Origin of the sequence: Shewanella sp. SR44-4, from assembly GCF_014163715.1 — a bacterium.
Lineage (GTDB): Bacteria > Pseudomonadota > Gammaproteobacteria > Enterobacterales > Shewanellaceae > Shewanella.
Map to the genome: position 1 here is coordinate 1 of NZ_JACJDU010000033.1, position 25,156 is coordinate 25,156.

Annotated in this window: 17 protein-coding genes; 10 read left to right on the forward strand and 7 right to left on the reverse strand. The window is 41.2% G+C overall.

Annotated elements, in window-relative coordinates; translation table 11 throughout:
- Positions 1-202 precede the first annotated feature (202 nt).
- On the reverse strand, positions 203-1,711 hold the full coding sequence (locus H5125_RS14790; RefSeq protein WP_101086470.1) for a peptide MFS transporter: 1,509 nt from the start codon (positions 1,709-1,711) through the stop codon (positions 203-205).
- A gap of 533 nt (positions 1,712-2,244) precedes the next feature.
- Here H5125_RS14790 and H5125_RS14795 point away from each other — a divergent pair.
- The 6 genes from H5125_RS14795 to H5125_RS14820 all read left to right on the forward strand — a co-directional run bounded on the left by H5125_RS14795 (position 2,245) and on the right by H5125_RS14820 (position 8,444).
- Positions 2,245-2,892, forward strand: a complete 648-nt coding sequence (locus H5125_RS14795) for an OmpA family protein (RefSeq protein WP_101086471.1) — start codon at positions 2,245-2,247, stop codon at positions 2,890-2,892.
- A 25-nt stretch (positions 2,893-2,917) separates the two neighbouring features.
- A complete protein-coding gene (locus tag H5125_RS14800) occupies positions 2,918-3,751 on the forward strand; it encodes a mechanosensitive ion channel family protein (RefSeq protein ID WP_194956191.1) in 834 nt (277 codons plus the stop codon).
- A 355-nt stretch (positions 3,752-4,106) separates the two neighbouring features.
- Entirely contained in the window at positions 4,107-5,831 is a 1,725-nt protein-coding gene (gene poxB, locus H5125_RS14805) for a ubiquinone-dependent pyruvate dehydrogenase (RefSeq protein ID WP_101086472.1), read from the forward strand.
- 370 nt (positions 5,832-6,201) lie between these two features.
- The gene (gene tpx, locus H5125_RS14810; protein WP_182744629.1) at positions 6,202-6,795 is read left to right on the forward strand and encodes a thiol peroxidase; all 594 of its coding nucleotides are present in this window, start codon (positions 6,202-6,204) and stop codon (positions 6,793-6,795) included.
- A gap of 46 nt (positions 6,796-6,841) precedes the next feature.
- On the forward strand, positions 6,842-7,852 hold the full coding sequence (gene ltaE / locus H5125_RS14815) for a low-specificity L-threonine aldolase (RefSeq protein ID WP_101086474.1): 1,011 nt from the start codon (positions 6,842-6,844) through the stop codon (positions 7,850-7,852).
- Between the two features lie 223 nt (positions 7,853-8,075).
- Positions 8,076-8,444, forward strand: a complete 369-nt coding sequence (locus H5125_RS14820) for an acyl-CoA thioesterase (RefSeq protein WP_101086475.1) — start codon at positions 8,076-8,078, stop codon at positions 8,442-8,444.
- A 140-nt stretch (positions 8,445-8,584) separates the two neighbouring features.
- Here the strand turns inward: H5125_RS14820 and H5125_RS14825 are convergent, their stop codons facing one another.
- Both H5125_RS14825 and yiaY read right to left on the reverse strand, forming a co-directional pair.
- Positions 8,585-8,950: a cytoplasmic protein gene (locus H5125_RS14825; protein ID WP_101086476.1), complete on the reverse strand. Its 366-nt coding sequence runs from the start codon at positions 8,948-8,950 to the stop codon at positions 8,585-8,587.
- Positions 8,951-9,217: 267 nt separating this feature from the next.
- Positions 9,218-10,366 carry an L-threonine dehydrogenase gene (gene yiaY, locus H5125_RS14830; RefSeq protein ID WP_101086477.1) on the reverse strand — a complete coding sequence of 383 codons (1,149 nt, stop codon included), beginning with the start codon at positions 10,364-10,366 and terminating at the stop codon, positions 9,218-9,220.
- Positions 10,367-10,769: 403 nt separating this feature from the next.
- Between yiaY and H5125_RS14835 the strand changes: the two genes are divergently transcribed.
- The 3 genes from H5125_RS14835 (at position 10,770) to H5125_RS14845 (ending at position 16,330) form a co-directional block, all read left to right on the forward strand.
- Positions 10,770-13,832 carry an EAL domain-containing protein gene (locus H5125_RS14835; RefSeq protein WP_182744630.1) on the forward strand — a complete coding sequence of 1,021 codons (3,063 nt, stop codon included), beginning with the start codon at positions 10,770-10,772 and terminating at the stop codon, positions 13,830-13,832.
- 141 nt (positions 13,833-13,973) lie between these two features.
- Complete coding sequence (locus tag H5125_RS14840) at positions 13,974-15,245, forward strand: DEAD/DEAH box helicase (RefSeq protein ID WP_182744631.1); 1,272 nt, start codon at positions 13,974-13,976, stop codon at positions 15,243-15,245.
- On the forward strand, positions 15,242-16,330 hold the full coding sequence (locus tag H5125_RS14845; RefSeq protein WP_182744632.1) for a GTP-binding protein: 1,089 nt from the start codon (positions 15,242-15,244) through the stop codon (positions 16,328-16,330). The genes H5125_RS14840 and H5125_RS14845 overlap by 4 nt, the downstream gene beginning before the upstream one ends.
- 200 nt (positions 16,331-16,530) lie before the next feature.
- On the opposite strand, the gene H5125_RS14850 is transcribed toward H5125_RS14845, so the two are convergent.
- The 3 genes from H5125_RS14850 to nadK form a co-directional block, all read right to left on the reverse strand.
- A complete protein-coding gene (locus H5125_RS14850; protein WP_182744633.1) occupies positions 16,531-19,335 on the reverse strand; it encodes an FAD-binding and (Fe-S)-binding domain-containing protein in 2,805 nt (934 codons plus the stop codon).
- Positions 19,336-19,426: 91 nt separating this feature from the next.
- Positions 19,427-21,079, reverse strand: coding sequence for an L-lactate permease (locus H5125_RS14855; RefSeq protein WP_101086482.1), 1,653 nt, complete (start codon positions 21,077-21,079; stop codon positions 19,427-19,429).
- Positions 21,080-21,409: 330 nt separating this feature from the next.
- Positions 21,410-22,288 carry an NAD(+) kinase gene (gene nadK / locus H5125_RS14860; protein WP_182744634.1) on the reverse strand — a complete coding sequence of 293 codons (879 nt, stop codon included), beginning with the start codon at positions 22,286-22,288 and terminating at the stop codon, positions 21,410-21,412.
- Between the two features lie 164 nt (positions 22,289-22,452).
- Here nadK and grpE point away from each other — a divergent pair, with 164 nt between their 5' ends.
- On the forward strand, positions 22,453-23,058 hold the full coding sequence (gene grpE, locus H5125_RS14865; protein WP_162023589.1) for a nucleotide exchange factor GrpE: 606 nt from the start codon (positions 22,453-22,455) through the stop codon (positions 23,056-23,058).
- 228 nt (positions 23,059-23,286) lie between these two features.
- On the opposite strand, the gene dxs is transcribed toward grpE, so the two are convergent.
- Positions 23,287-25,152 (reverse strand): 1-deoxy-D-xylulose-5-phosphate synthase, encoded by a 1,866-nt coding sequence (gene dxs, locus H5125_RS14870; RefSeq protein WP_101086484.1) that lies wholly within the window; start codon positions 25,150-25,152, stop codon positions 23,287-23,289.
- Positions 25,153-25,156 lie beyond the last annotated feature (4 nt).

Here is a 25,156-nt window from a genome sequence, read left to right on the forward strand (position 1 = left end):
TCTAGCAGGACGAAGTCCGCTCTAGCAGCGAAGCGACTCTAGCAGGACGAAGTCCGTTCTAGCAGCGAAGCGACTTTAGCAGGACGCAGTCAGCTCTAGCAGCGAAGCGATCCTAGCAGGATGATGTGGGTATATAAAAAATCCCCTCACAAGTGAAACTTGGAGGGGATTTTATTAAGAATAACAATTACATCAAAACCAATTAACGTTGAATTCCTTCATGTTCGGCCGTGACTGCAATTTCTTCTTCTAATACTTCTTCTTCAGTCTCATTTTTGTTTTCTGCACCGTGCATCCAGTCAACTAATTTATCTGACATTAGGTATAAAATAATACCTGAGACGACCGCGGTAATACCAATGCCGGCAAAAATTGCCATTGCGTTAGCGAGTTGTTCTTCGACTTCGCCGCCATGGCCAATCAATGAACCGACTAGGCCACCAATTTTGTTTGCTGCAGCAATAAATAGAAACCATGCACCCATCATTAATGATGCAATACGCAGTGGAGCCAGTTTAGTGACCATAGATAAACCAATTGGTGATAAACATAATTCACCCATGGTGTGGAAGAAGTAAGCTCCTACTAACCACCACATGCTTGATTTAACTGAAGCGTCGCCACCCATTTCGAACACTGCGCCCATCATGAATAAGAAACCAATGGCCAGTAAGAATAAACCTAACGCAAATTTAACGGGTGAGTTAGGTTCATTTTTACCTAAGCGGATCCAAATAGAGGCAATCACTGGGGCAAAAACAACAATAAAGATAGCATTGAGTGATTGGAAGTAAGTGGTCGGTACTTCCCACGAGCCAATCATACGATCGGTGAAATTGTTGGTGAACAAGTTCATTAATCCGCCTGCTTGTTCGAAGCCAGCCCAGAAAATAATGGTGAATAACCCCATTACCATAATGACTTTAATACGGTCACGTTCAATCTTAGTTAGTGGTTCACTTCTGGTTTCACCTCTCGCTGCATTTTTTCTTTGTTCTACTTTAGCTGCCGGTTCGGTACCGATGTCGCCAAGTAATTTTTGGGCAAAGAAAAATTGAATAATCAACGATAAAATCATACCAACACCGGCGCAGAAGAAGCCTGCTTGCCAGTTATTGATAAACACGTCTTCACCACCAATAACCACTTCATGACCAAATGAAGTGTAAGCCCAAGCAACGATAAAGCCTGACAAGGCTGCACCTAAGTTGATGCCCATGTAAAATATGGTAAATGCGCCATCACGACGGTGATCACCAGCAGGGTATAAATCACCTACCATTGTGGAGATATTTGGTTTAAATAGTCCGTTACCTATAATTAGCGTCCCTAAACCAATATAAAACATAGTGGTTTCTAAACCCGGCATCCAGCTATGTGGTGCTGCAAGCGTAAATTGACCCGCTGCCATTAAGAAGCCACCAATATAAATAGCTTTACGTTGACCCAATACGTTATCTGCTAGCCAGCCACCAATTAATGGTGTTAAGTAAACTAAACCGGTAAAAGTACCATATAGAGATAATGCGTCTGCTTGGCTCCAGCCTAAACCACCACCTGCTTCATTGCTTTGCACTTTATCTACCAAATAAAGTACTAAAATTGCACGCATTGCGTAATAGCTAAAGCGTTCCCATAGTTCTGTTGTAAAAAGCAAGAACAGCCCCTTAGGGTGTCCAAACAATGTACCTTGTGGTTTTGCGTCACTCATTAAGTCTTCCACCTTAAGCTTGTGATTGCCTGTGAGAAAATATCGTCACAGAAATAATTGTTTGCAAGAGTTGTCTATGATTGCCTTATCAACTAACACTTGAAATAACGGGTGTTTGACCGTGATGAAGCAATACTGAGCAACTTTATTGTTTATTTTTTATATTAAATAATGTCAGTTTGACGCTGAATGCTAACCAAACATCAAAAAGCTAACCTTATATACCCTTTTCATGCCGGCAAAGTCAATGTTAATGCGGGGAACAGAGAGGTTAAGCTTGTTATAAAATGTGTCAATACAAACAATCAACTATCAGTAATGTTAGTTGTTTGTATTGTTTTTGTTGCAAAGTTAGCTGGAAATTAATAAGGTTTTCTGGCATCGAGCCGATACCTATATCACGCTTAAGTGACATTTTAGTTAAGCATGATGGTGCAAGGTGTTGATTATAAAGTGTTGTCTTTTAATTTCAGCGATAAACAGTTAAAATACGATTCTTTAACAAATTTCGATGTCATGTCGAAGAGGTATTTATGACTATCATTCGAGCTGTGACATTGATTTTAATTGGCTGTTTTATCTGCACTGCCCATGCCTGGGTCGATACAGATTTTGACGGCGTTCCTGATAAAAAAGATGCCTGTAATGATACCCCTGTTAACAGTGTTGTTATGGCAAATGGTTGTATTGATACTGAATTGTTGATTGTTGATGAGGATGCCGAAGATGATGCTGAGTTTGATGAAGCTGAATTAGGCGCGACAGTAACAAATAATTCGGCCCTTATTGCTGAACAATGTCGTCAACAACGAGATGTTTCTGTGGCAGTGGATTGTTTTGGGTCTATTCTTCAACCTGTGTATTTTGATTTTGATAAATCAGTAGTGTTGTTAACTCAGCGACCAACCTTGGTTAGGGTACAGCAATACATTGAGCAACATCCTCAAGTGGCTATTCGTTTAGAGGGACACACTGATAATATTGGTAGTGATGCTGTTAACCGCTCACTATCACTTAAACGTGCAGCCACCATTAAAGATTTACTCGTAAATGAGTACCAATTTCAACCGACGTCGATTGAGATCGTTGGCATGAGTAACAAAAATCCGATCGCGGATAATGCCACTATAGAAGGGCGTCAGCGTAATCGACGAGTAGAATTTATTATATCGGCAGAATAAGACTGCTATTAAAATGGAGAAAGAAATGGAACATATAGAAGGTTTAGATGCTTTAGTGGAGCAGGCACCTGAGTTTTTGATGACTTATGGTCTTAAAGCGCTAGCTGCTATTGTTATTTTTCTCATCGGTAAGTATTTTTCCGGTGTAGCAAAACGCATAACAACCAAATTATTGACCAACCGCAAAGTGGATACAACAGTTGTTTCGTTTGTGGCAAACTTAGCGTGGATGTTGGTGTTTGTATTTACTATTGTCGCCACGCTGGGTCAAGTTGGTGTGCAAACTGCGTCATTGGTTGCGGTTATCGGTGCCGCGGGTTTAGCAGTAGGTTTAGCATTACAAGGTTCACTTTCGAACTTTGCATCAGGTGTATTGATGGTGCTTTTCCGTCCATGTCGCGTAGGCGACTTTATCGAAGCGGCTGGTGTTGCCGGTGTAGTTGATGAAATTACCATTTTCTCAACCCGTTTACGTACTGGTGACAACAAAATGATTATCGCGCCTAACTCAGCGATTATGAACGGCACTATCACCAACTATTCAGCACTAGAAAAGCGTCGTATCGATTTAACGATTGGTGTTTCGTATACTGCTGATATCGCTAAAACTAAGAAGGTATTAGCGGATATTTTAGATAATAATCAGTTTGTGTTAAAAGACCCTAGTTATACTATCGGTCTAGCTGAGCTTGCTGACTCTTCAATCAACTTTGTTGTACGTCCGTGGGTTAAAACACCAGACTATTGGACTGCGCGTTTTGAATTGCTTGAGCAAATCAAGAATGCATTAGATGCAGCTGAGATTGAAATTCCATTCCCACAAATGGATTTGCATGTGAAAGAAGTTCCAGCAAAATAATATTGCAGATAAGTTAATCTTCTAAAAACCAGCATTTGCTGGTTTTTTTATACCTAATATCCGCTCTACTCCCCAAAAACATCCTTAATTGAGTTGTTTTTTGTGCGTCAATAATCATCTAGTTAGTCTTACTTTTACTATTTACTGTTTTTAGCAGCCATAACGCCTTATTTCATAAATATATATTTTTTTGAACATATTAAAAATAAATGTTTATGAAAAAATAACCATTTAGCATTGTTAAGCAGCGTTTCCAAGAGGATGATAATTAAAGGTAAGATTTTTGGTTGTCATTGATTAAAAATCTACTGCTGCACCTTTTTTCATCAAATTTCATACTTAGGAGTATCTTAATATGAGTCAAAGTATCGCAAGTTTTATTACTCAAACCCTTGAACAAGCAGGCGTGAAACGGATTTGGGGGGTAACTGGCGATTCACTTAACGGAATTAGTGATAGCTTGCGAAAAATGGGTACGATTGAATGGCTAGGAACACGCCATGAAGAAAGCGCTGCTTTTGCCGCAGGTGCAGAAGCACATATTTCAGGAGAGTTGGCCGTCTGTGCTGGTTCTTGTGGTCCAGGTAATCTTCATTTGATTAATGGTTTGTTCGATTGTCATCGTAATAAAGTTCCAGTATTAGCCATTGCTGCTCATATACCTTCATCAGAAATTGGCAGCAATTATTTCCAAGAAACTCACCCACAAGAATTATTTAAAGAGTGCAGTGTTTTTTGTGAATTAGTTTCCAGCCCTGAACAAATGCCATATTTACTCGAAACAGCCATGCGTCAGGCTATCTTACATAATGATGTTAGTGTGCTGGTGCTTCCGGGAGATATCGCGCTTAAGGCGATGCCTGAAACGACCAAACCAAAATGGAACGTCCCAAAACCTGCTTCTTATATCGCTGATTTAGCTGACACAAAAACACTTGCTACTCACCTTAATAAAAGCGGCAAAGTCACTTTATTGTGTGGTGCTGGCTGTAAAGATGCTCATGATGAAATTGTTGCCTTAGCCGCAAAACTACAAGCACCCATTGTACATGCCATGCGCGGTAAAGAGTTCCTTGAATATGATAACCCTTACGATGTTGGGATGACTGGGTTTATCGGCTTTTCATCTGGTTACCACGCAATGCAACAAGCAGATACGTTGTTGATGATAGGCACCAGCTTCCCTTATCGAGCTTTCTATCCAGAAAACATCACTATCTTACAAATTGATAATCAACCCGCGTCACTCGGGAGACATGTGCAGATTGATTTTGGTGTTCTAGGGGATACCAAAAATACCGTCACTTCACTGCTTGAACTTATTAAGGAAGGCCGTTCTAGCGCTCACCTAGAGCAGTGTGTTAAAAACTATCAAGAATCCCGAAAAGATTTGGATGTTCTCGCCAATGGTAAAACATCACATAATTTAATTCATCCACAATACTTAACCCGTCTGCTTGATGAGCAAGCAGGTCAAGATACTATCTTTACCTGTGACGTTGGCACGCCAACAGTTTGGGCTGCTCGTTATTTATCGATGAATGGTCAACGTCGTTTAATTGGATCATTTAACCATGGATCAATGGCTAATGCATTGTCACAGGCAATGGGAGCTCAATCACTGGATCGTAATCGTCAGGTAATTGCAATGTGTGGTGATGGTGGATTTTCGATGTTGATGGGAGAGCTACTCTCTCTGAAACAACTTAACCTACCGATTAAAATTATTGTTTATAACAACCGCTCACTGGGTTTTGTCGCCATGGAGATGAAAGCCAGTGGCTACTTATCAAATGATACTGATCTAGAGAATCCAAGCTTTGCAAAAATTGCTGAAGCTTGTGGTCTGAAAGGGATCCATGTCAACGATCCAGGCAAACTACCCGAAGCAATGGCGGAAATGATGGAGCACTCTGGGCCAGTTGTTCTTGAAGTCGATACGGCGAAACAAGAGCTTGCGATGCCACCAAAAATTAAGTTCGAACAGGCGAAAGGCTTTAGCGTTTACATGATGAAAGCGCTAATTAATGGTAAAGGTAATGAAATTGTTGAACTGAGTAAAACCAACTGGTCACGTTAATCAAATCCCGTTCTTATTGGGCTCGGTCATTTAGCCCTTTAGGAAAGTATATGATCGTTAAGCGTTACATCGTAAAATGCCTTGTCGATACTACAATAACTAATAATGTCTAAACTGTAGATTGAGGCTTATTAAGTCACTAAACTGGCTTTTAAAGAGTATCGAGAAATTTTTATCGAGTAATATCGATTCAAAGTTAAATATATAATATTAAAACTGATTAACTATCTTTATCATAAGAGCACTGAGCCATTAGCTATCATTTGCGTAACTATTGGCTCTAACTATTTCTACTGGTGTCATGTTTACTAAGATCTCTCGTTAGCACCCAGTTCAAACCGCTCATCAGTACCTTTAACAGGAGTTTTCCATGAAGCTATTTTCTACCATTGCAGTGATCACATTATTATCCTCATCGGTTATGAGTGCCCCCAGTTTTGCTGGCGAGAAAACCATGATTACTATGGGGGGAACCCCTGTTGCTTTAGAAGGTAAAATACCGAGTATAAATACGGTTGCACCCTTGTTTACTGTTGTGGATGAAAAGTTTAATCCAGTCAGTTTGAGTGACTTTAAAGGTAAGACGATACTCATTAGCGCGGTACCCAGTTTAGACACTGGCGTGTGTGCATTACAGACCAAACGATTTAATAAAGAGTTTACTCAATATGATGCCAATGTGGTCATGTTAACCATTAGCGAAGACTTACCGTTTGCTCAGAAGCGTTTTTGCCAAACCGAAAATGTGGATAAAATTAAAGTGTTGTCTGACTCCGTATGGCGTGATTTTGGCGAAAAGTATGGTTTGTTGATCAAAGACCGTGGTTTATTAGCCCGTTCAATTTTTATTATTGATTCTCAAGGCATATTGAAATATCAAGAATTAGTGACGGAAGTAAGTGAACACCCAAACTACGATGCTGCTTTAGCGGCATTAACAGAAATTTCATCAGTGGCGAAGTAGTTGCGTAGCTTCCATAATGTTGAGTGAAAGAGGATAGAGATGCAGCATGATTGATTTTCGAAGTGATACGGTGACTCAACCGACTGAAGCAATGCGTTTAGCCATGTCGAGGGCAGAGGTCGGTGATGATGTTTATGGTGATGATCCGACCGTCAATAATTTACAAGATATGGCAGCAGAGATGTTTGGCTTTGATGGTGCTCTGTTTGTCAGTTCTGGTACGCAAGCTAATTTATTGGCATTGATGTCTCATTGTGAACGCGGAGATGAGTATCTTTGTGGTCAACAAGCTCATAACTATAAGTTTGAAGGCGGCGGGGCAGCGGTATTAGGCAGCATTCAACCTCAGCCTCTGAATAATCAAGCTGATGGCAGTATTTTATTGAATGATATTGAAGCTGCGATTAAGCCTGATGACGTGCATTTTGCAAGAACACGGTTGTTGAGCTTAGAAAATACCATAGGCGGCAAGGTATTAAACCAAGATTATTTATCCCAGGCACAAAGTCTTGCGTTTAATCGTGGGCTTAAAATCCATTTAGATGGTGCCCGGGTTGCCAATGCTGCGGTAGCGCAGGGCATTGCTATTGCCGATATTACTCAATACTTTGACTCTGTATCGATTTGTTTATCAAAAGGCTTATGTGCACCGATTGGGTCGATTTTGTTAGGCGATGAGCGATTAATTGGTAAAGCGACACGTTGGCGTAAAATGCTCGGTGGTGGAATGCGTCAAGCAGGTATTATCGCTGCAGCGGCTAAGTTGGCGTTAACTGAGCAGGTCGATCGTTTAGCGGATGATCATTACAATGCAAAAACCTTGGCTTTGTTGTTGGCTGAAATGAGTGAGTTTGCTGTCGATGTTAGTTTGGTGCAGACCAATATGGTTTTCGCCACACTCGCAGAACATATCGACCCTAAAATGCTTACTGCCAAACTGGCCGATAAAGGCATTATCATTAGTCCGAGCCGACAGTTGCGCTTGGTGACTCATAAAGATATTAGTGCTAATGACATCAGTGTTTTTGTGAATACGTTGAAGCAAATTATTCGCTAATCAATATCAGTTAATATTCATTTTAAAGGCCATACTCAGTGTGGCCTTTTTCTTTTTTGGTGCGAAGATGCATTTATTTTGGGCATTCTGAGAGTTTTTTAATTTAAAAATCTATTTATCACATTGATTATTAAAGCTTAATATACTTGGCTTGATCGTTGCTACTTATTTAGAGGTATGCGCCTAACGACGCAAAATTAATAAGTCAGATAATGAGGTCACTATGAAATATTTCTCACGTCATATCATCATGCCTATTCATCTTAATAGCACTCAAAGCTTATGTTGTGGCCAGTTATTAAGTTGGGTTAATGAGGAAGCAACAATTTTTGCCAGTTGCCAAATGCGCAGCCAATTCCATATTGCCAAAGTGATATCGGAAATTAATTTTATGGCACCGGCACAAACAGGCGACATTATCGAGTTTGGGTTTGAGCTAGTAAGCTTAGGTCAAAGTTCAGTCACTGTTCGCTGTAAAATACGTAATAAAGTCAATCATGCGCCGATTGCTTTCATCGATAAGATGGTATTTGTCAACGTGAATGAGAATGGCTTACCCATTCCGCACGGTATGCGAGCCAATGCCGCTTAATTGTATTTCTATTATCGTGGGTTCGTGTTCGTAAGTATGTGTTACGACAGGGCAAGAACTTATAGCCATTGACAATAAAACCGCAAAAAATAAGGAGCTATGATAGCTCCTTAATGTTGATGGTAAATAGACTTGATGTATTATTCGACTTTAGCGATACGCTGTTGATAATCATCGATTAAATGCTCCATTATTTGATTCGGAGAAGCATCTTGGCAGCAGTTGTCTAAATAGATTTTAAAAGTGACAAGGGCATGGCCATCATGCTTAAGGCGGCTACTTTGCATGGCAAAATAAGCTTCTTCATTATCGGCCTTTCGAACCACAAAATCGTCTAGTTCAAATGATTTGGTGCCAGAGAGGTTGTGCCATTTAGTGATACGGTCTAGAGCAATTTCGCAAGATTGGTTTACTTCGATATGGTTGAGCCATGTTGCAGCTTGTTCGTTTTCTTTATAGTGCGGGCATCGAACGGTGTAATTATATATATGAGTGATTGCTGTCATTGTTTACCTACCTATTCGCTATCTAAGTGTTTTCACTATAGACCTTATTTTTTATATTGGTCAATCCTTATTTCAAGAACTTAGATCTAAGCATCACTTTTTACTAAATTAAAAATAAGCTGTTGTCATTGTTGATTTTTTACATTAAACGGCAGACAAAAAAGCCCGTAATAAAATACGGGCTTTATGCTGTGCTATAAAACGAGCTTAGCTTAATTCTGGTTAATAACTATTTGATAATTGCTTATTATCCCTTGCTGAGGTTAGTTATAAAGCGTTTGTGAAAATTTGACAGATCTCTTGATGTGTCGCTTGTTTCGGGTTAGTAAAGCCACAAGCATCCTTGAGAGCATTGTCTGCTAAAGTTGGGATGTCTTGTGCTTTTACGCCTAGCTCGGTTAAATTAGCTGGAATGTTAACCGCTTTTGATAATTGCTTAATGGCGTCAATGGCCGCTTTAGCGCCTTGCTCGTCTGTCATTGCTGCTATGTCGACACCCATAGCTTTTGCGACATCAGCTAAGCGTGCAGGCACAACTTGGGCGTTATAGGTTTGTACATGAGGTAGCAATAATGCGTTACAAACCCCGTGTGGTAAGTCATAAAAACCGCCAAGTTGATGTGCCATAGCATGCACATAACCAAGGCTGGCATTATTAAAGGCCATGCCCGCTAGAAATTGTGCATAAGCCATGTTTTCTCTGGCTTGAATGTCATCGCCTTTTTTAACTGCATTAATTAAATTGGCTTGGATCAGTTCAATAGCTTTGATTGCACACGCGTCGGTGATGGGATTGGCTGCAATAGAGACATAAGCTTCAATTGCGTGTGTTAATGCGTCCATCCCGGTTGCAGCAGTCAGTGATGCTGGCTTTTCTAGCATCAGTTCAGGATCGTTTACAGATAGAATAGGTGTGGTATTTTTATCGACAATGGCCATTTTAATGTGCCTTGCCTCATCGGTAATAATACAAAAGCGGGTCATTTCACTTGCTGTGCCTGCGGTAGTGTTAATCGCGACTAAAGGCATTTGTGCTTTAGTTGATACATCTACACCTTCATAATCTTTAATGCTACCGCCGTTGGTGGCCACGAGTGCGATTCCTTTAGCGCAATCGTGCGGTGAACCGCCGCCCAAAGAAATAATCACATCACACTGATTGGCTTTTAGTAGTTCAAGGCCTGCAGCAACATTACCTGTTGTTGGGTTAGGTTGAACGCCATCAAAAATAACCACTTCAATACCATTGGCATTGAGTTTATCTGCAACCTTCGCCACTAAACCAATACTCACTAGTGGTTTGTCGGTGACAATAAGTGCTTTGGTAAATCCAAACGCGTTGATGTCTTTAATCGCTTCATCTACGCTGCCTTGACCCAGAATGTTGACGCTTGGAATGAAAAATTTAGTCGCCATATTGATTGTCCTTTATATAGAATTAAGTTTTCTCTGAATTAAACATACCAATAACATTGCAGCTATTATGTGACGTGAAGCTCGTTAACGTCGATTAAGTCACAATCAATAGGCCGTTTTATTACCAACACGACATTTTCCAAGTAACTGTGATCTAGGGTGATATTTTTTGACACCGACACTATGGTTGGTCGGTTATTGCGCATTTTGTTGTGTTGGATAGGATGACAATTTCTCTTAAATAATATTATCGAAATTTCAGATGAATATTATGCCCTTTATATATAGAATGGTTTACGGTATAAAGACGAAAAATCATAGTGTTAGTTTACTTCTACTATACTAAATAGAGACAGCTTGGATGCTACTGTGCTTGTTAAGGATGGATAAGGGAAATGTATAGATGTTTGGTCTAAATGTTTTTTTCTCAATTTTAGAAAATGCAGCGCTATTACTTGCGCTAGTTTATGTTTACTCACTCTCTCCTACGCATCAACGTAAGGTGACGCCTTTTTTATGGCAATTTTTAATGGGCGCAGTTATTGGCACTATTGGCGTTGTTATTATGATGGATCCCTTGGTTCATCAACAGGAAATATTGTTTGATGCCCGCTCGGTAGTACTCTGTTTAAGTGGACTGTTTTTTGGAGGTATTCCAACACTTGTCGCAACCATTATCATGGCGCTTTATCGCTATCATTTGGGTGGCGTTGCTGTATGGGTTGGTATATTTGCGTTAAGCAGTAGTGCGGTCATTGGATTAGTGTGGCGTCGGTACCGTCGGCATGAATTAGATCAAATTCGTTATCGTGAATTCTACCTTTTTGGCGTTATTGTTCATTCCCTATTGTTGTTATGGCTATTTTTATTGCCATTTGATCAAGCGTTACACGCTATCAGTGTTGTGTCTTTGCCTATCATGCTGGTATTACCTTTATTGACTATGGTCATCGGTCATTTACTTGCAAAAATAGTGTTTCGTGGGCGCGATATTCAAGTCAAATTGCAAGAAGATTTTCTTTTCAACAATCAATTTGATATTGGCAATATTGGTATTTCTATTACCACTAAAACTAAGCATTGGTTGAGAGTTAACCCCTATTTATGTCGAATGTTCGGTTACAGCGAAAATGAATTAAAGGCGTTAACGTGGGCTGAATTAACACACCCAGATGATTTGAATAAAGATTTATTATTATTTGAGAAAATGAGTAAAGGCGAACTCAATGAATATGAAATTGATAAGCGTTTTATTGCCAAAGATGGTTCGGTCATTTATACCCATGTGACCATCGCCTGCCGCCGTCATGTTCAAGACAATACTTTCCTAGTTATTGCCGGTTTTCTTGATATCACTCATCAGAAACAGGCCGAACAAGATTTATTGCAAAGTAACGAGCAACTTGCGCTGGTACTCGATAGCAGTGAGTTAGGCGTGTGGGACTGGGATGTCAAACAGAATCGAATTCGTACGAATCGATACAGTGCTGACATTTTAGGTTGCTCAATGGAAGAGCTTAATCAGCATCCTAAATTGTGGATAAATGCGATACAGCTAAAAGATAAATTTAAGTTTCTTCGCAGCATTAATGAAATTGTAAAAGGTCGCTGTATAAGCCAACGAGTGGAATATCAATTAACTAACATGGACGGCGACAGTCGGTGGATTTTGCAAACAGGAAGAGTGGTTGACGTTGATGATAAAGGTAAACCGCTTAGAATGTGTGGTACTCATAGTGATATCACTGATATCAAGCAGGTTGAAGACTCGCTAAGTATTGCAGCATCTGTATACCAAAACTCCAGTGAAGCCATGAGTGTGTTTACTGCAAAGGGCATTATCATTGATTCAAATCCTGCCTTTTCTTTTATCACTGGATTCAGTCAACAAGACATACAAGATCAGCATTTACGTATGTTTGAAACAGATCTTCAACCCCAACATTTTTATCAACAATTAAGCCAACAGCTTAGCCAGCAGGGACATTGGCATGGTGAAGTGTGGATGCGTCGTAAAAATGGTGAAAATTACCTTATTTTATTAACCATTAATTCAATCATCCGAACAAAGTCGCAGGCTGCGCGATTTGTTGCGTTATTTTCTGATATTACCGAGAAAAAGCAAACTGAAGAGTTGATATGGCGCCAGGCTAATTATGATGCACTTACCGGTTTGCCAAATCGTAGGATGTTGTTAACATTTTTGAATCAAGAGGTATTCCATTCTGACCGACAGCATAATCATTTTGCATTGATGTTTTTAGACTTGGATTTTTTTAAAGAGGTTAACGACACGTTGGGCCATGATATGGGCGATGTATTGTTAATTGAGACGGCGGAACGCTTAAAAAACAGCGTACGCGAAACCGATGTTGTCGCCCGTCTTGGTGGTGATGAATTTACCATAGTGTTAACTAATCTTGAAGATACCCATGGGGTAGAACGTGTTGCACAACAAATACTTAAACGACTTGCAGAGCCTTATTTATTAGGTGATCAAACGGCCTATATTAGTGGCAGTATTGGTATTACGTTATTTCCAGACGATGCAAAAACAACCGAAGCATTATTGAAGAATGCCGACCAAGCCATGTATTCGGCAAAATCCCATGGTCGTAATCGGTTTAATTATTTTACCTCCGCAATGCAAGACGATGCACAAAAGCGGATGGCGTTGATTCAAGACCTTAAAGTGGCGATTATCCAGCAGCAATTTGAGTTGTATTATCAGCCTATTGTGGATTTAAGCTGTCAGCAGATCATCAAGGTGGAAGCGTTAATTCGTTGGAACCATCCAACAATGGGGTTAATTCCACCGGCAGATTTTATCTCTATTGCTGAAGATACTGGGATGATAATCGATATTGGCAATTGGGCTTTTTATCAAGCCTGCGAGCAAGTCGCAAAATGGAAGACACAATTTAATCACCATATTCAGATTAGTATTAATATGTCACCAGTACAGTTTAAAGACGAGTCGACCGATGTTGAAAATTGGCTTAAACACATGTCTTTACTCGCGCTGCCTACCAATAGCATTTGTATTGAAATTACTGAAAACTTACTACATGACATTGAACCTAATGTTGAGGCTAAATTGCAGGCTTATAGTGATGCAGGTATGCAATTGTCGCTTGATGACTTTGGTACTGGCTATTCATCATTACCCTATTTAACCAAATATAATGTTGATTATCTTAAGATTGATAAATCTTTTGTGGGTCGATTGGCTGCCAAAAACAATGATATGTGTTTGTGTGAAGCGATTATTGCAATGGCTCATAAACTCGGTATCAAAGTCATTGCCGAAGGTGTTGAAACCGAAAGTCAACGGCGTTTATTGGCGTCTGCTGGTTGTGATTATGGCCAAGGATATGTATTTTCGCATGCCTTGTGTCGCGATGATTTTGAGCAAAAGTATTTAGTGGAAAAGGTAATACCATTGCAGGTTAGTCAGCAGATATAACGTTAGTACTGTGACTGTTCATTCAAAACCGGCGTGACCCATCGTGATGATATGGCTAATGCCATCACTAATGTAATAGTTAATGATGTTTAGATTAGTATACAATAGCGACCTATTTTTATTTGTGTTATTGGGTCTGTTATGTCATTTACGTCGCTAGGGTTACCGCCATTATTATTAGATGCGGTTAATCAATCTGGGTATCAAACTGCTACTCCTGTCCAACAAGCTGTGATCCCACTAGCGCTCGATGGCCGAGATGTATTGGCCAGTGCCGAAACCGGTACCGGAAAAACAGCTGCTTTTGCGTTACCGTTACTAAGTCATTTAATGGCGCAAGATCATTCAGACTTATTGCCACCAAATCGTTTACGCGCATTAATCATGACACCGACTCGCGAGCTAGCAATTCAGATTGAGCAAAATTTAGTTAAATACAGCCAGTTTATCAATCTGACCAGCTTAGCCGTTTATGGTGGCGCGAGCATCAATCCTCAGCGTAAGGCATTAGAACAAGGCGTCGATATTTTAGTGGCAACGCCAGGACGATTGTTTGACATTATTGGCCAGCATGAATTGGATCTATCTTTTGTTACTCACTTAGTGATTGATGAAGCTGATCGCATGCTTGACCTTGGTTTTGTTAAAGATATTGAAAAAGTGAAGCGTTTAATCGCCAGGCAACATCAAACTATGATGTTTTCTGCTACTTTTTCTGAAGAAGTTAAAACGCTAGCGGCTAAAATGCTAAACAATCCTAAATACGTTCATGTTGAAACCCAAACTACTGCCGCTAATGTTGTCCAGCAAGTCTATCAAGTGGATACCCGCCGAAAAGCTGAGTTGTTATCTGAATTAATTGGCAAGCATAACTGGCAACAAGTTATGGTGTTCACCAGCCGTAAAGAAACAGCAGATCATTTATACCGCGAGTTAAGCTTAGACGGTATTAAGTCATCGGTATTTCACGGTGATAAAAGCCAAGGGGCTCGAAATCGTGCGTTGGAAGAGTTTAAAGCTGGTCAATTACGCGTGTTAATCGCTACAGACTTGGCCGCTCGAGGGCTTGATATTCAAGCTCTGCCAAGAGTCATTAACTTTGAATTACCTGAAGAATGCGAAGATTACATCCATAGAGTAGGGCGTACAGGCCGTGCGGGATTAGGCGGTGAAGCCATTTCGCTGGTGAGTCCTCAAGAGTTAGAGTTACTTGGCGCGATTGAACAACTTATTGAACAATCATTGCCGATATTGGTACCAACAGGGTACGAGGAAGGGGCGCCATTACCGGCTCGATATCGCGATGTTGCGGCAGAAAAACCGAAAAAAGTCCTTAAGTACAAACGTGGCAAGCCATCGCAAACCGATGTGAAACCTACTCGAAAGGGTAAATACGCTAAAGCGAAAAAATGATCACAAAACCGATTAACACCAATATTATTACTGGCTTTCTGGGTGTGGGTAAAACCACGCTCATTAGCCAATTATTAGCTCATAAGCCCAAAGACGAAGTGTGGGCTGTGCTGGTAAATGAGTTTGGCGAAATAGGCATTGATGGCGGTTTGTTAAATGCGACTGCTGCAGGTAATAATAGTCCTGATGTTACACCAGCAAAGCCTGCCAGTATTGTCATAAAAGAAGTGCCAGGTGGTTGCCTGTGTTGCGTCTCCGGCTTACCAACACAAGTCGCGATAAATCAACTTATTCAGCAAACTAAGCCGGACCGGTTATTGATAGAACCTACTGGGCTTGGGCATCCTGCTGAAATAGTGAAGTTATTAACATCTGAATATTATCAACATGTTATTACTTTGCAAAGTAGTGTATGTCTGGTTGATGCGCGTAAAGTCAGCGATCCGCGCTATCGAAATCATGATACGTTTACGCAGCAATTACAGATGGCAGATGTGCTGTTGGCCAATAAAGCCCAGCATTACACTGAAACAGATCATTTACAGTTACAGCAATTCCTCAGCAAGTTACATTTACAACAGACGCCACTAATTAGTGTCGATAATCACTTTACTGATGTTGACCTAATCCAACAGTTATTATTGCGCTTAAATACCCCGACAAAGTATCAAACGGTGCCAGCGGGACAACGGCTATTGGGGCGGAAAACGCTTATGGATAACTGGCTGTCTAACGAACCACCACTGAGCGATATCGATACCCCTGAGTTTTCCCCTACTGGGTTTATTCACAAAACTAACCAAGGTGAGGGTTGTTACAGTAGTGGTTGGATATTTTCAGCAGTACATTGTTTTCAGTTTGAGCAATTTATGGCGTGGGTAGACACGGTTAAAATGGACAAGGTACTGAGATTAAAAGCTATTGTTATTACCCAGGATGGGGTGCTCAGTGTCAATATGGTGGATGATAAGTTGATGCTTAATGAACTTGATGATGCACTAGATACACGGGTCGAAATTATTAGCGATATGCCGCTTGAACATGAAAGATTGCAGCAACAGTTACTGGCGTGTTTATTGATTTAGTCTGAGTTGAGATGGGCAATTCGTTTTATAGGACATGTCGTTTTGATAGTACCTCTCGATTGAGTAGGATGACTCGTTTGAGTACGCTAATTAACGCTGAGTTCGGATATTAGTGTTAAGTATGGTAACAAAAATTAAGGGCATTGATATGATATCAATGCCCTTATTGTTTACGCTATTTACTGTGATGGTCCATTAGTTTAACGAGTACATTCTTCTAATAAATAGGCTAAATGGCGGTATGAAATACCACTGTGTTGGGTTAAGCCGACTTCACACATTCTGTTAGCGTAGTAACCTTCTTTCGTTTCTGCCGGAATGAGCTTTTTAATGTTACGCAGTGCGCTGGCATTAATTTCAGGCTTATAAAGCCCTTTTTCACCGGCATAACCACAACAGCTAATGCCCGCGGGCAACACTACATGGTTAGCACACGCATCAGCAATAGCTTGTTGCTTAGGCTCTAATTTCATCTTACGGGCACTACAGCCTTGGTGTAAAGTGACGTTAGATTTCTTCGTAATTGTCATGTTTGGTAACATCTCGTCGTGCATAAACTCGACTAAATCGGTTATTTTCACCTTAGGGTTACCGGTTAATGTGCGATAAGTACAAGACAATGCATCAACGATAATAGGCACTTTGCCATTTTCAGACTGTGTACTGAGTGCGTCAATAAGTTCATCACGCTTAGCATCGGCGTTTTTAAAATCACCTTTTGATTCCCACATCTGACCGCAACATAAATGGCGGGTATTTTCTGGGATGATCACATTGTAGCCAGCGCGTTCAAGTAAAGTCATAACCACTTCTGGCAAGGTGCGGTTGTCAGGATCTTTTGGTGTTGGACCAAAGGTTCTGCCACCACATGCAGGGAAGTATAAAACTGTTTGTTGACCCGGTTTATGGGCTGATGGCTTTGCCACTTTGCCACCTTTAGGGAAGTCTGGATTCCAATAAGGTACTTCTTTGGAAATCAAACGACCCGCTTTCATCAACGAGTTGGTGATACCATCGCCAGTTATTTTATGCACAATACCTAAAATATCAAAGCCGGTGCTGATCACTTGGTTTACTGCGCCAAAATGCTTGGCTTGGAAGTCGAGCACTTTTTGTTCTGTGGTGGTGATGTACGGTGTGCGCAGTTTACGCACCAAATTACCCATGCTGTTGTCAACTGGGCAGGCAATAGTACATAGCTGACAGGCTGCACAGGTATCAACCACATCATATTTGGCACTGGCACGCATTTCTGCGGCGGCTTTTTTATCACCCGATTGCTCTAAACGTTCAATTTCACGCAATACCGCAATACGTTGGCGCGGAGAGAAGTTAAGCGCCGATGTTGGACAGGTTTTCTCACAAAAACCACATTCAATACATTTATCAATAAAGTCATCTACCACTGGGCAAGGTTTGATGTTTTTAACATGTACCAGCGTGTCATCATTGAGAATAACCCCAGGATTTAACAATTTACTTGGGTCGAAAATTTGTTTGATTTGCTTCATTAATGTATATGCGTCAGTGCCCCATTCCATTTCAACAAAGGGGGCTACAGCTCGACCAGTACCATGCTCTGCTTTCATCGAACCATCGTACTTATTGATCACCATTTCAGCGACATCTTGCATGAAATTTTGGAAACGATTGATATCATTTTGAGAGGCAAACGTTGGCGTGATAATAAAATGGAAGTTACCGGCTAAAGCATGGCCATAAATCACCCCTTCGGGGTAACCGTGTTGATGGAATAAAGCGGTTAAGTCTGCTGCTGCACTGGCTAAATGTTGTAATTCGAATGCAACATCTTCAATAATAACCGATGTGCCTTTAGGTCTTGCACCGCCAATAATAGGGAATAAACCAGAGCGCATTGCCCAATACTGGCCAAATACTGCTGGATCATTACTGAATTCAGTTGGACGTTCAGTGTCAATGTGAGCGATTTTTGTGATCACATCTTGAGTGTATTGCACTAACGTTTCGGGGTCATTAGCACGACACTCAATTAATAGAATGGCTGAACCTTCTGGTAAATCACTTAGCCACTCCGGCATGCCAGTTTTACCGGTAACCGATTTAATCGATGCCCAATCAAGTAATTCTGCAGCGGCCACACTATCACCTTTAATCGGTGGTATTGCGCTGGCAGCATCTTCCATATTGAAGAACACCGCCATGGCAGAAGCTTTAAATTGAGCTTCTTCAACGGTGTGATAAGTGACTTCATTTACAAACGCAAGTGTGCCTTCTGAGCCCACAATTAAGTGATTAATGATGTCAAATGGATCGCTAAAATCTACCAGTGCATTAATGCTGTAACCCGTGGTGTTCTTAATCGAGAACTTTTTACGGATCCGCGCCGATAGGGTTGGATTATTTTGAGTTAATTGCGCAAGATCGGTTAACGCCGTAAGTAACGCAGGATTAGATTGGCTAAATGCTGCTTTTGAATGCGGACAACCTGTATCAAGTTCAGTACCATCGGCAAGCATTAATTTAACTGATTTAATGGTTTGATAACTGTTCTGCGCGGTGCCACAACACATTCCAGATGCATTATTTGCTACCATTCCGGCAATTTGTGCAGAGGCTAGTGTGGCTGGATCGGGACCAATTTTTTTATTGAAGGGTTTTAATGCCATGTTGGCATCTGAACCAATGACCGCAGCACCTAGAGTGATTGAATTTCTATCTTCACTGATTTCAATGTTTCTAAAACCATCATGGCCCAAAATAAGTAAAATACCATCACCAATTGCCTGGCCAGATAAACTGGTACCGGCAGCACGAAAGGTTACTGGCACATTATGTGCTCTGGCGATATTAAGGGTTATTTTAACTTGTTCTGGAGTATCTGCGTGTACCACAATTTCAGGTACGATACGAAAGTAACTGGCATCAGTTGACCAAGCAAAACGACGCACTGGATCATTGGATACGGCGTGACTGCCGAGCTGTGACGTTAACGTATCCATCACTACTTGATAATTAATAGTCATAACATGCTCTCTTTACACTCGAATGAACGGCAGGCATTTTGTGCCTGCTGTTGTATTGTTATCGTTAGAATATAAGTAACTTTATCGTTAATTAGAATCCACCCCAGATAACAGCAATAGTGCCTGCAACTAAGGCATAACCCAGTGCGATAGGCATTGTTTTACGAATAATTTCAGACTCACGACCTGCCATTCCTACCACGGTAGCAGCAGCAACGACGTTCATTACACACATCATGTTGCCCGCATTGGCTCCAATGCCTTGCAACGCTAACGCGATGGCGTGATTCATGCCGATATTATCTGCAACTGAATACTGTAAGCCTGAGAACATCATGTTTGAGAAAGTCGCAGAACCTGACAGGAAGGCACCAAAAATACCGACAATAGGTGAAACCCAAGCCCAAACTGAGCCCATGCTATTGGCCAGTAGGTCTGCTAATGCAACTGGCATTGAAGCGAGACCAGCGCCATTTTCACCTGAGTTTAGGAATATTTTTACCATAGGTACTGATGCACCTAATGAAATGATCGTTGGTAACATTGAACGACAAGATACGGTGATTGATTGCTTCATTGCAGTAGGTTTCATTTTAAATAAGATAAAACCGAATAAACATACAACAACAAAGAAGATTCCCGGTGCATACAATGTAGCAAAGCCGGCTTTAAGCTCTGTGCCTAATAAACCCGTCCAGCTAATATTAAAGCCAAGCAACCAGCTTTTAAATGGAGTAACGACACGAGATAAGACTAATAACGACGCCATAATGATGTATGGAGACCAAGCGGCAATTTGTGAGAATTTAACCGGTGTTTGATTAATCGCGAGCTCTTCATCTGATTTATTGTCGTTTTCGCTGAAGTCACACCAAGGTGTTGATGGCAGTAACCAGCCTTTTCTCGCGACAGGGATAACTAACGCCATACCCACAAGAGCACCAATAACAGAAGGGAATTCAGGACCGGCAAAATAGTTAATTAACCATGCTGGTATGGTAAAGGCAAAACCCGCAAATATTGCAAATTTCCAAACTTGTAAACCTTCTTTAATCGACTTGTTGCGACCAAAAAATCCTGTTAATACACAAACCATCACTAACGGAATTAATGTACCTGTTATTAAGTCGATGGTGATCATGTGTTTAGCAATATACTGTGCATAACCTGCGAAGGTGCCACCATGTTCAGCAATTTGAGCTGCCGCCATGTTAACGCCGCCTTCTGTTAGGCCTTGTTCCATCCCAAATAGAACAGGTAAACCAATTGCGCCAAATGACACTGATGTTGAATCAGCAATCAAGGCCACTACGGCTGCAGCAATGGGTGGGATACCTAATAATACTAGTAGCGGTGCACCGATTGCAGCTGGAGTACCGAAGCCTGCAGAGCCTTCAATAAACGATCCAAACAACCAGCAAATAATAATCACCTGAACTCGCGCATCGGCACTGATGTTAGTAAAGCCTGAACGAATAGTGTCCATGGCGCCAGAATATTTAAGGGTATTTAACAAAAATACCGCACCAAAAATAATGGTCAGTGGTGTTAACGCCGCGAGAAGACCTTCGACAACAGATGCCGCAAGGAGTTGCGTATCCATTTGCCAAATAAACATTGCTACAAGGCCTGTAGCGACCATTGATATGGGCATTGCTTTAGACGCCGGTAGGCGCATAAGCACTAAAAATACCATTACGCTAATAATGGGGGTCAAGCTTGCTAGTATCTGTAATATTGTCATGCATACCTCGTATCACTATAAGTGGGTACTAAATTGTTATTATTTGTCAGCATTTGTCTAACTAGGGCGTAATAGACGTTATTTAAGTGTTAAAAGTGTTGATCGAGATCATCTAACAAACGAGAAAGTGCATTAGCCAACAGAACTGTGAAGCGCATCCGGTGCAAGGTTTTTAGTGCGTGGTTGAGATCACGCTTTATAGGGATATAACAGGTCATATAAAGTAAAACCAAGCGAGTTATCGATTGGCTTACAATATATTTAATTAGCATTTGGTAATGTGAAGGGGCTCACTAGAAAGGCGACGGTGTTGTGATCGAGTTCAAACAGTTAGAAAAGTTTACTTCCCCAGCCTAATTTGTTACGTAATACGTGAAAATAATTATGACCTTTGGGGTGGATGAGTCTTAGGCGTTCATTTGAGCGGCGAATAAAAATTTCATCGCCTGGTAATACAGCTAAATGGACATGACCATCACAACTGACTTCGAGGTTTTCACCATTCTCAGGTGAGACCACTAATTTAATGATGCTACATGCATCGACCACAATGGGTCTACATGACAAGGTGTGAGGAAACATCGGCACTAAAATAAGCGCTTGCAGATTAGGTGTTAATATTGAACCGCCAGCAGACAAAGAATAGGCAGTAGAACCTGTTGGCGTGGACACAATCATGCCATCAGCGCGCTGGCTATACATAAATTGTTCATCAATATAAACCTCAAATTGGATCATATGAGCAATTTTGCCAGGGTGAAGTACAGCTTCATTGACGGCGGTATTACTGGCGGTTATTTTTCCGTGACGGTGAACTTCAGCCTCCAGTAAAAAACGGTGTTCAGTTTCAAATTCACCGCCGAGCACTTTAGACAAGGCTTCTTCGAAGTTATCAGGAGGTAAATCAGTTAAAAAACCTAAGTTACCCCGGTTTACACCAATCACGGCAACATTAAAACGCGCCAATACTCGGGCTGCACCTAACATATTACCATCACCACCAACTACGATGGCTAAATCACAATGTTCACCCATTTCAAGTAGGTCCATTGAACAAACATCTACCCCCAGCTCTGCAGAGACTCGTCCTTCAACGATAACCCTAAAGCCCTGCATGCTTAACCAATGATGCAATCGGGTTAACGTGAGGTTAGTCCCTTGATGATGTGGTTTACCGATGAGACCGATTGTCTGGAACATTTTAGTCATATTCGAGTTTGTTATGCCTTTAGGCCTTGAAACATAAGAATTGATCCCCATAATATACTCAAACTTATTAGAAGTGTGAGATTTGCTGTTAATTTATCAGTAAATGGCCACTTTATTTTATTGTCGTAGAATACGAAATAACGCATTTTTTAGCTGGAGTGAAAATGAGCAACGAATCGAACAACACATCGCAAGATCAAGTGGAAGAAGCTGTAACTCCTGAAGTTGTGGCTGATGAGGCAAGTTTGATGGATGAAGTAACCCAAGCAAATTTTCGAATTGAAGAACTAGAGCAACTATTGGCTGAGTCTGAAACTGCGTTAGCTGAGCGTAAAGATGTTGAAATGCGCGCAGCGGCAGAAACACAGAACATTCGTACTCGCGCGGCAAAAGATGTCGAGCAAGCACGTAAGTTTGCCTTGGAAAAGTTTGCTAACGAACTCTTACCTGTAATCGATAATATGGAACGCGCCTTACAGGGGACTAACCCTGAAGATGAAGCGACTAAAGCGATTTATGAGGGTGTCGAACTGACCATGAAAGGGTTTTTAACCTCGGTGGCAAAGTTTGGTGTAACTCAAGTTGATCCACAAGGCCAAGCATTTAACCCTGAACATCATCAAGCTATTGGGATGCAGCCAAGTGCTGAATTTCCTGCCAACACTGTCATGATGGTCATGCAGAAAGGTTATTTATTGAATGACCGTTTACTGCGTCCTGCGATGGTGATGGTATCTCAAGGCGGTGGCAGTGTGGATGTTGAAGCTTAACGATAACGTTAATCTCAATACTCGCTTGTTGACACTAGAGCTGTAGCCAATAGCATTATAATGTTCTTCAACATAGTGCTATTCATATAGTCCTATTTATTATAGTGCTATTTATTATAGTGCTATTTATCATAGTTACGTGCACTATGATCACTAGAACGCGAGCCATAAAAAAGGACTGAATTTTCAGTCCTTTTTTGATCCTCTGCCAGTAATAACAGTAGAATATTAAGCCATAAATGCTTGGATTTGCGCTAAAATACCTTCAGCATCAAGTTGAAGATCCGTGATGATTTCATCAGGTGCGCCGTGTTGAATAAATTCATCAGGCAAACCAATCTGTAACACAGGTTTCACGATCCGCATTTTGTGTAATGCTTCAATCACTCCAGAACCCGCACCACCCATAATCGCATTTTCTTCAACGGTAACGATAACATCATGGCTATTGGCAAGTTGTTCAAGCAAGGCTAAATCTAGTGGCTTAACAAAGCGCATATCGGCAATGGTAGCATCCAGTTTTTCAGCAGCATAGGTAGCAGCTTCAAGTGTGGTACCAAAGTTAACAATGGCAATTTTTTGACCTTGACGGGTTAATACCCCTTTACCTATCGGTATTAATGTCATGGCCTCGACTTGTTCAGCCCCAGTCGCAAACCCTCGAGGGTAACGTACCGCAGTCGGCCCATCTTGATAGCAATAACCTGTATAGAGCATTTGACGGCATTCGTTTTCATCTGATGGCGCCATAATGATCATATTAGGAATACAACGCATAAAGCTTAAATCGAATGCCCCTTGATGAGTTGGGCCATCTGCACCAACAATACCACCACGGTCAATAGCGAATAATACTGGTAAACGTTGCAAAGCCACATCGTGGATAAGTTGATCGTATCCGCGCTGTAAAAAAGTCGAGTAAATAGCAACCACAGGCTTTAGACCTGCACAGGCAAACCCTGCGGATAAGGTGACCGCATGCTGTTCGGCAATGGCAGCATCAAAATATTGGCTTGGGAATCGTTGCGAAAACTCAACCATGCCAGAGCCTTCACGCATAGCGGGCGTAATAGCGACTAATTTGTCGTCTGTGGCAGCCATGTCGCATAACCATTTACCAAACACTTGTGAAAACGTAGGTAAACCTGGTTTCGTTGTCGGTTTCTTAAACTGGCTAGGATCAAATTTAGGCACCGCGTGCCAGCCGATAGGATCTTTTTCAGCAGGCTCATAACCACGACCTTTTTTTGTCATGATATGCAGTATCTGTGGACCTTTGAGGTTACGCATATTACGCATTGTTTCAACGAGAGAATCAACATCGTGACCATCTATTGGGCCAATATAATTAAACCCTAGTTCTTCAAATAACGTTGCAGGCACCACCATGCCTTTAAGGTGCTCTTCAGTACGCTTAGCCATTTCTTTAATGACCGGCATCCCTTTAAGGACCTTTTTACTGTTTTCTCGAATGGTGGTATAAAAACGACCTGACATCAGCTGCGCCAAATGATTATTAAGCGCGCCAACATTTTCAGAAATTGACATTTCATTGTCATTCAGTACCACGAGCATGTCATTGTGCAAGTCGCCAGCATGATTTAAGGCTTCAAACACCATTCCCCCGGTCATGGCGCCATCACCAATAACAGCAACCACTTTTCGACCCGCACCTTCTTTACCTGCCGCAATCGCCATACCTAAGGCGGCGCTAACAGAGGTGCCAGAGTGACCCACGCTAAACGTATCGTATGGGCTTTCTTCACGCCATGGGAAAGGATGTAAGCCATTCTTTTGTCGAATAGTATGCATCTGCTCACGACGATCGGTAAGGATTTTATGTGGATAAGCTTGATGCCCTACATCCCAAACTAACTGATCAAATGGGGTATTGTAGACATAATGAAGTGCCACAGTTAATTCAACTGTGCCTAAGCCAGAAGCAAAATGTCCGCTAGAAATAGCAACAGACTGAAGTAAGAACTGTCTGAGTTCATCAGACACTTGAGGAAGTAAACCTTGAGGTAACTTCCTTAATTCTTCTGGTGTATTAGCTTTCGCTAGTACTGGAAATTTAGAAATATCGAAGCTCATAGCG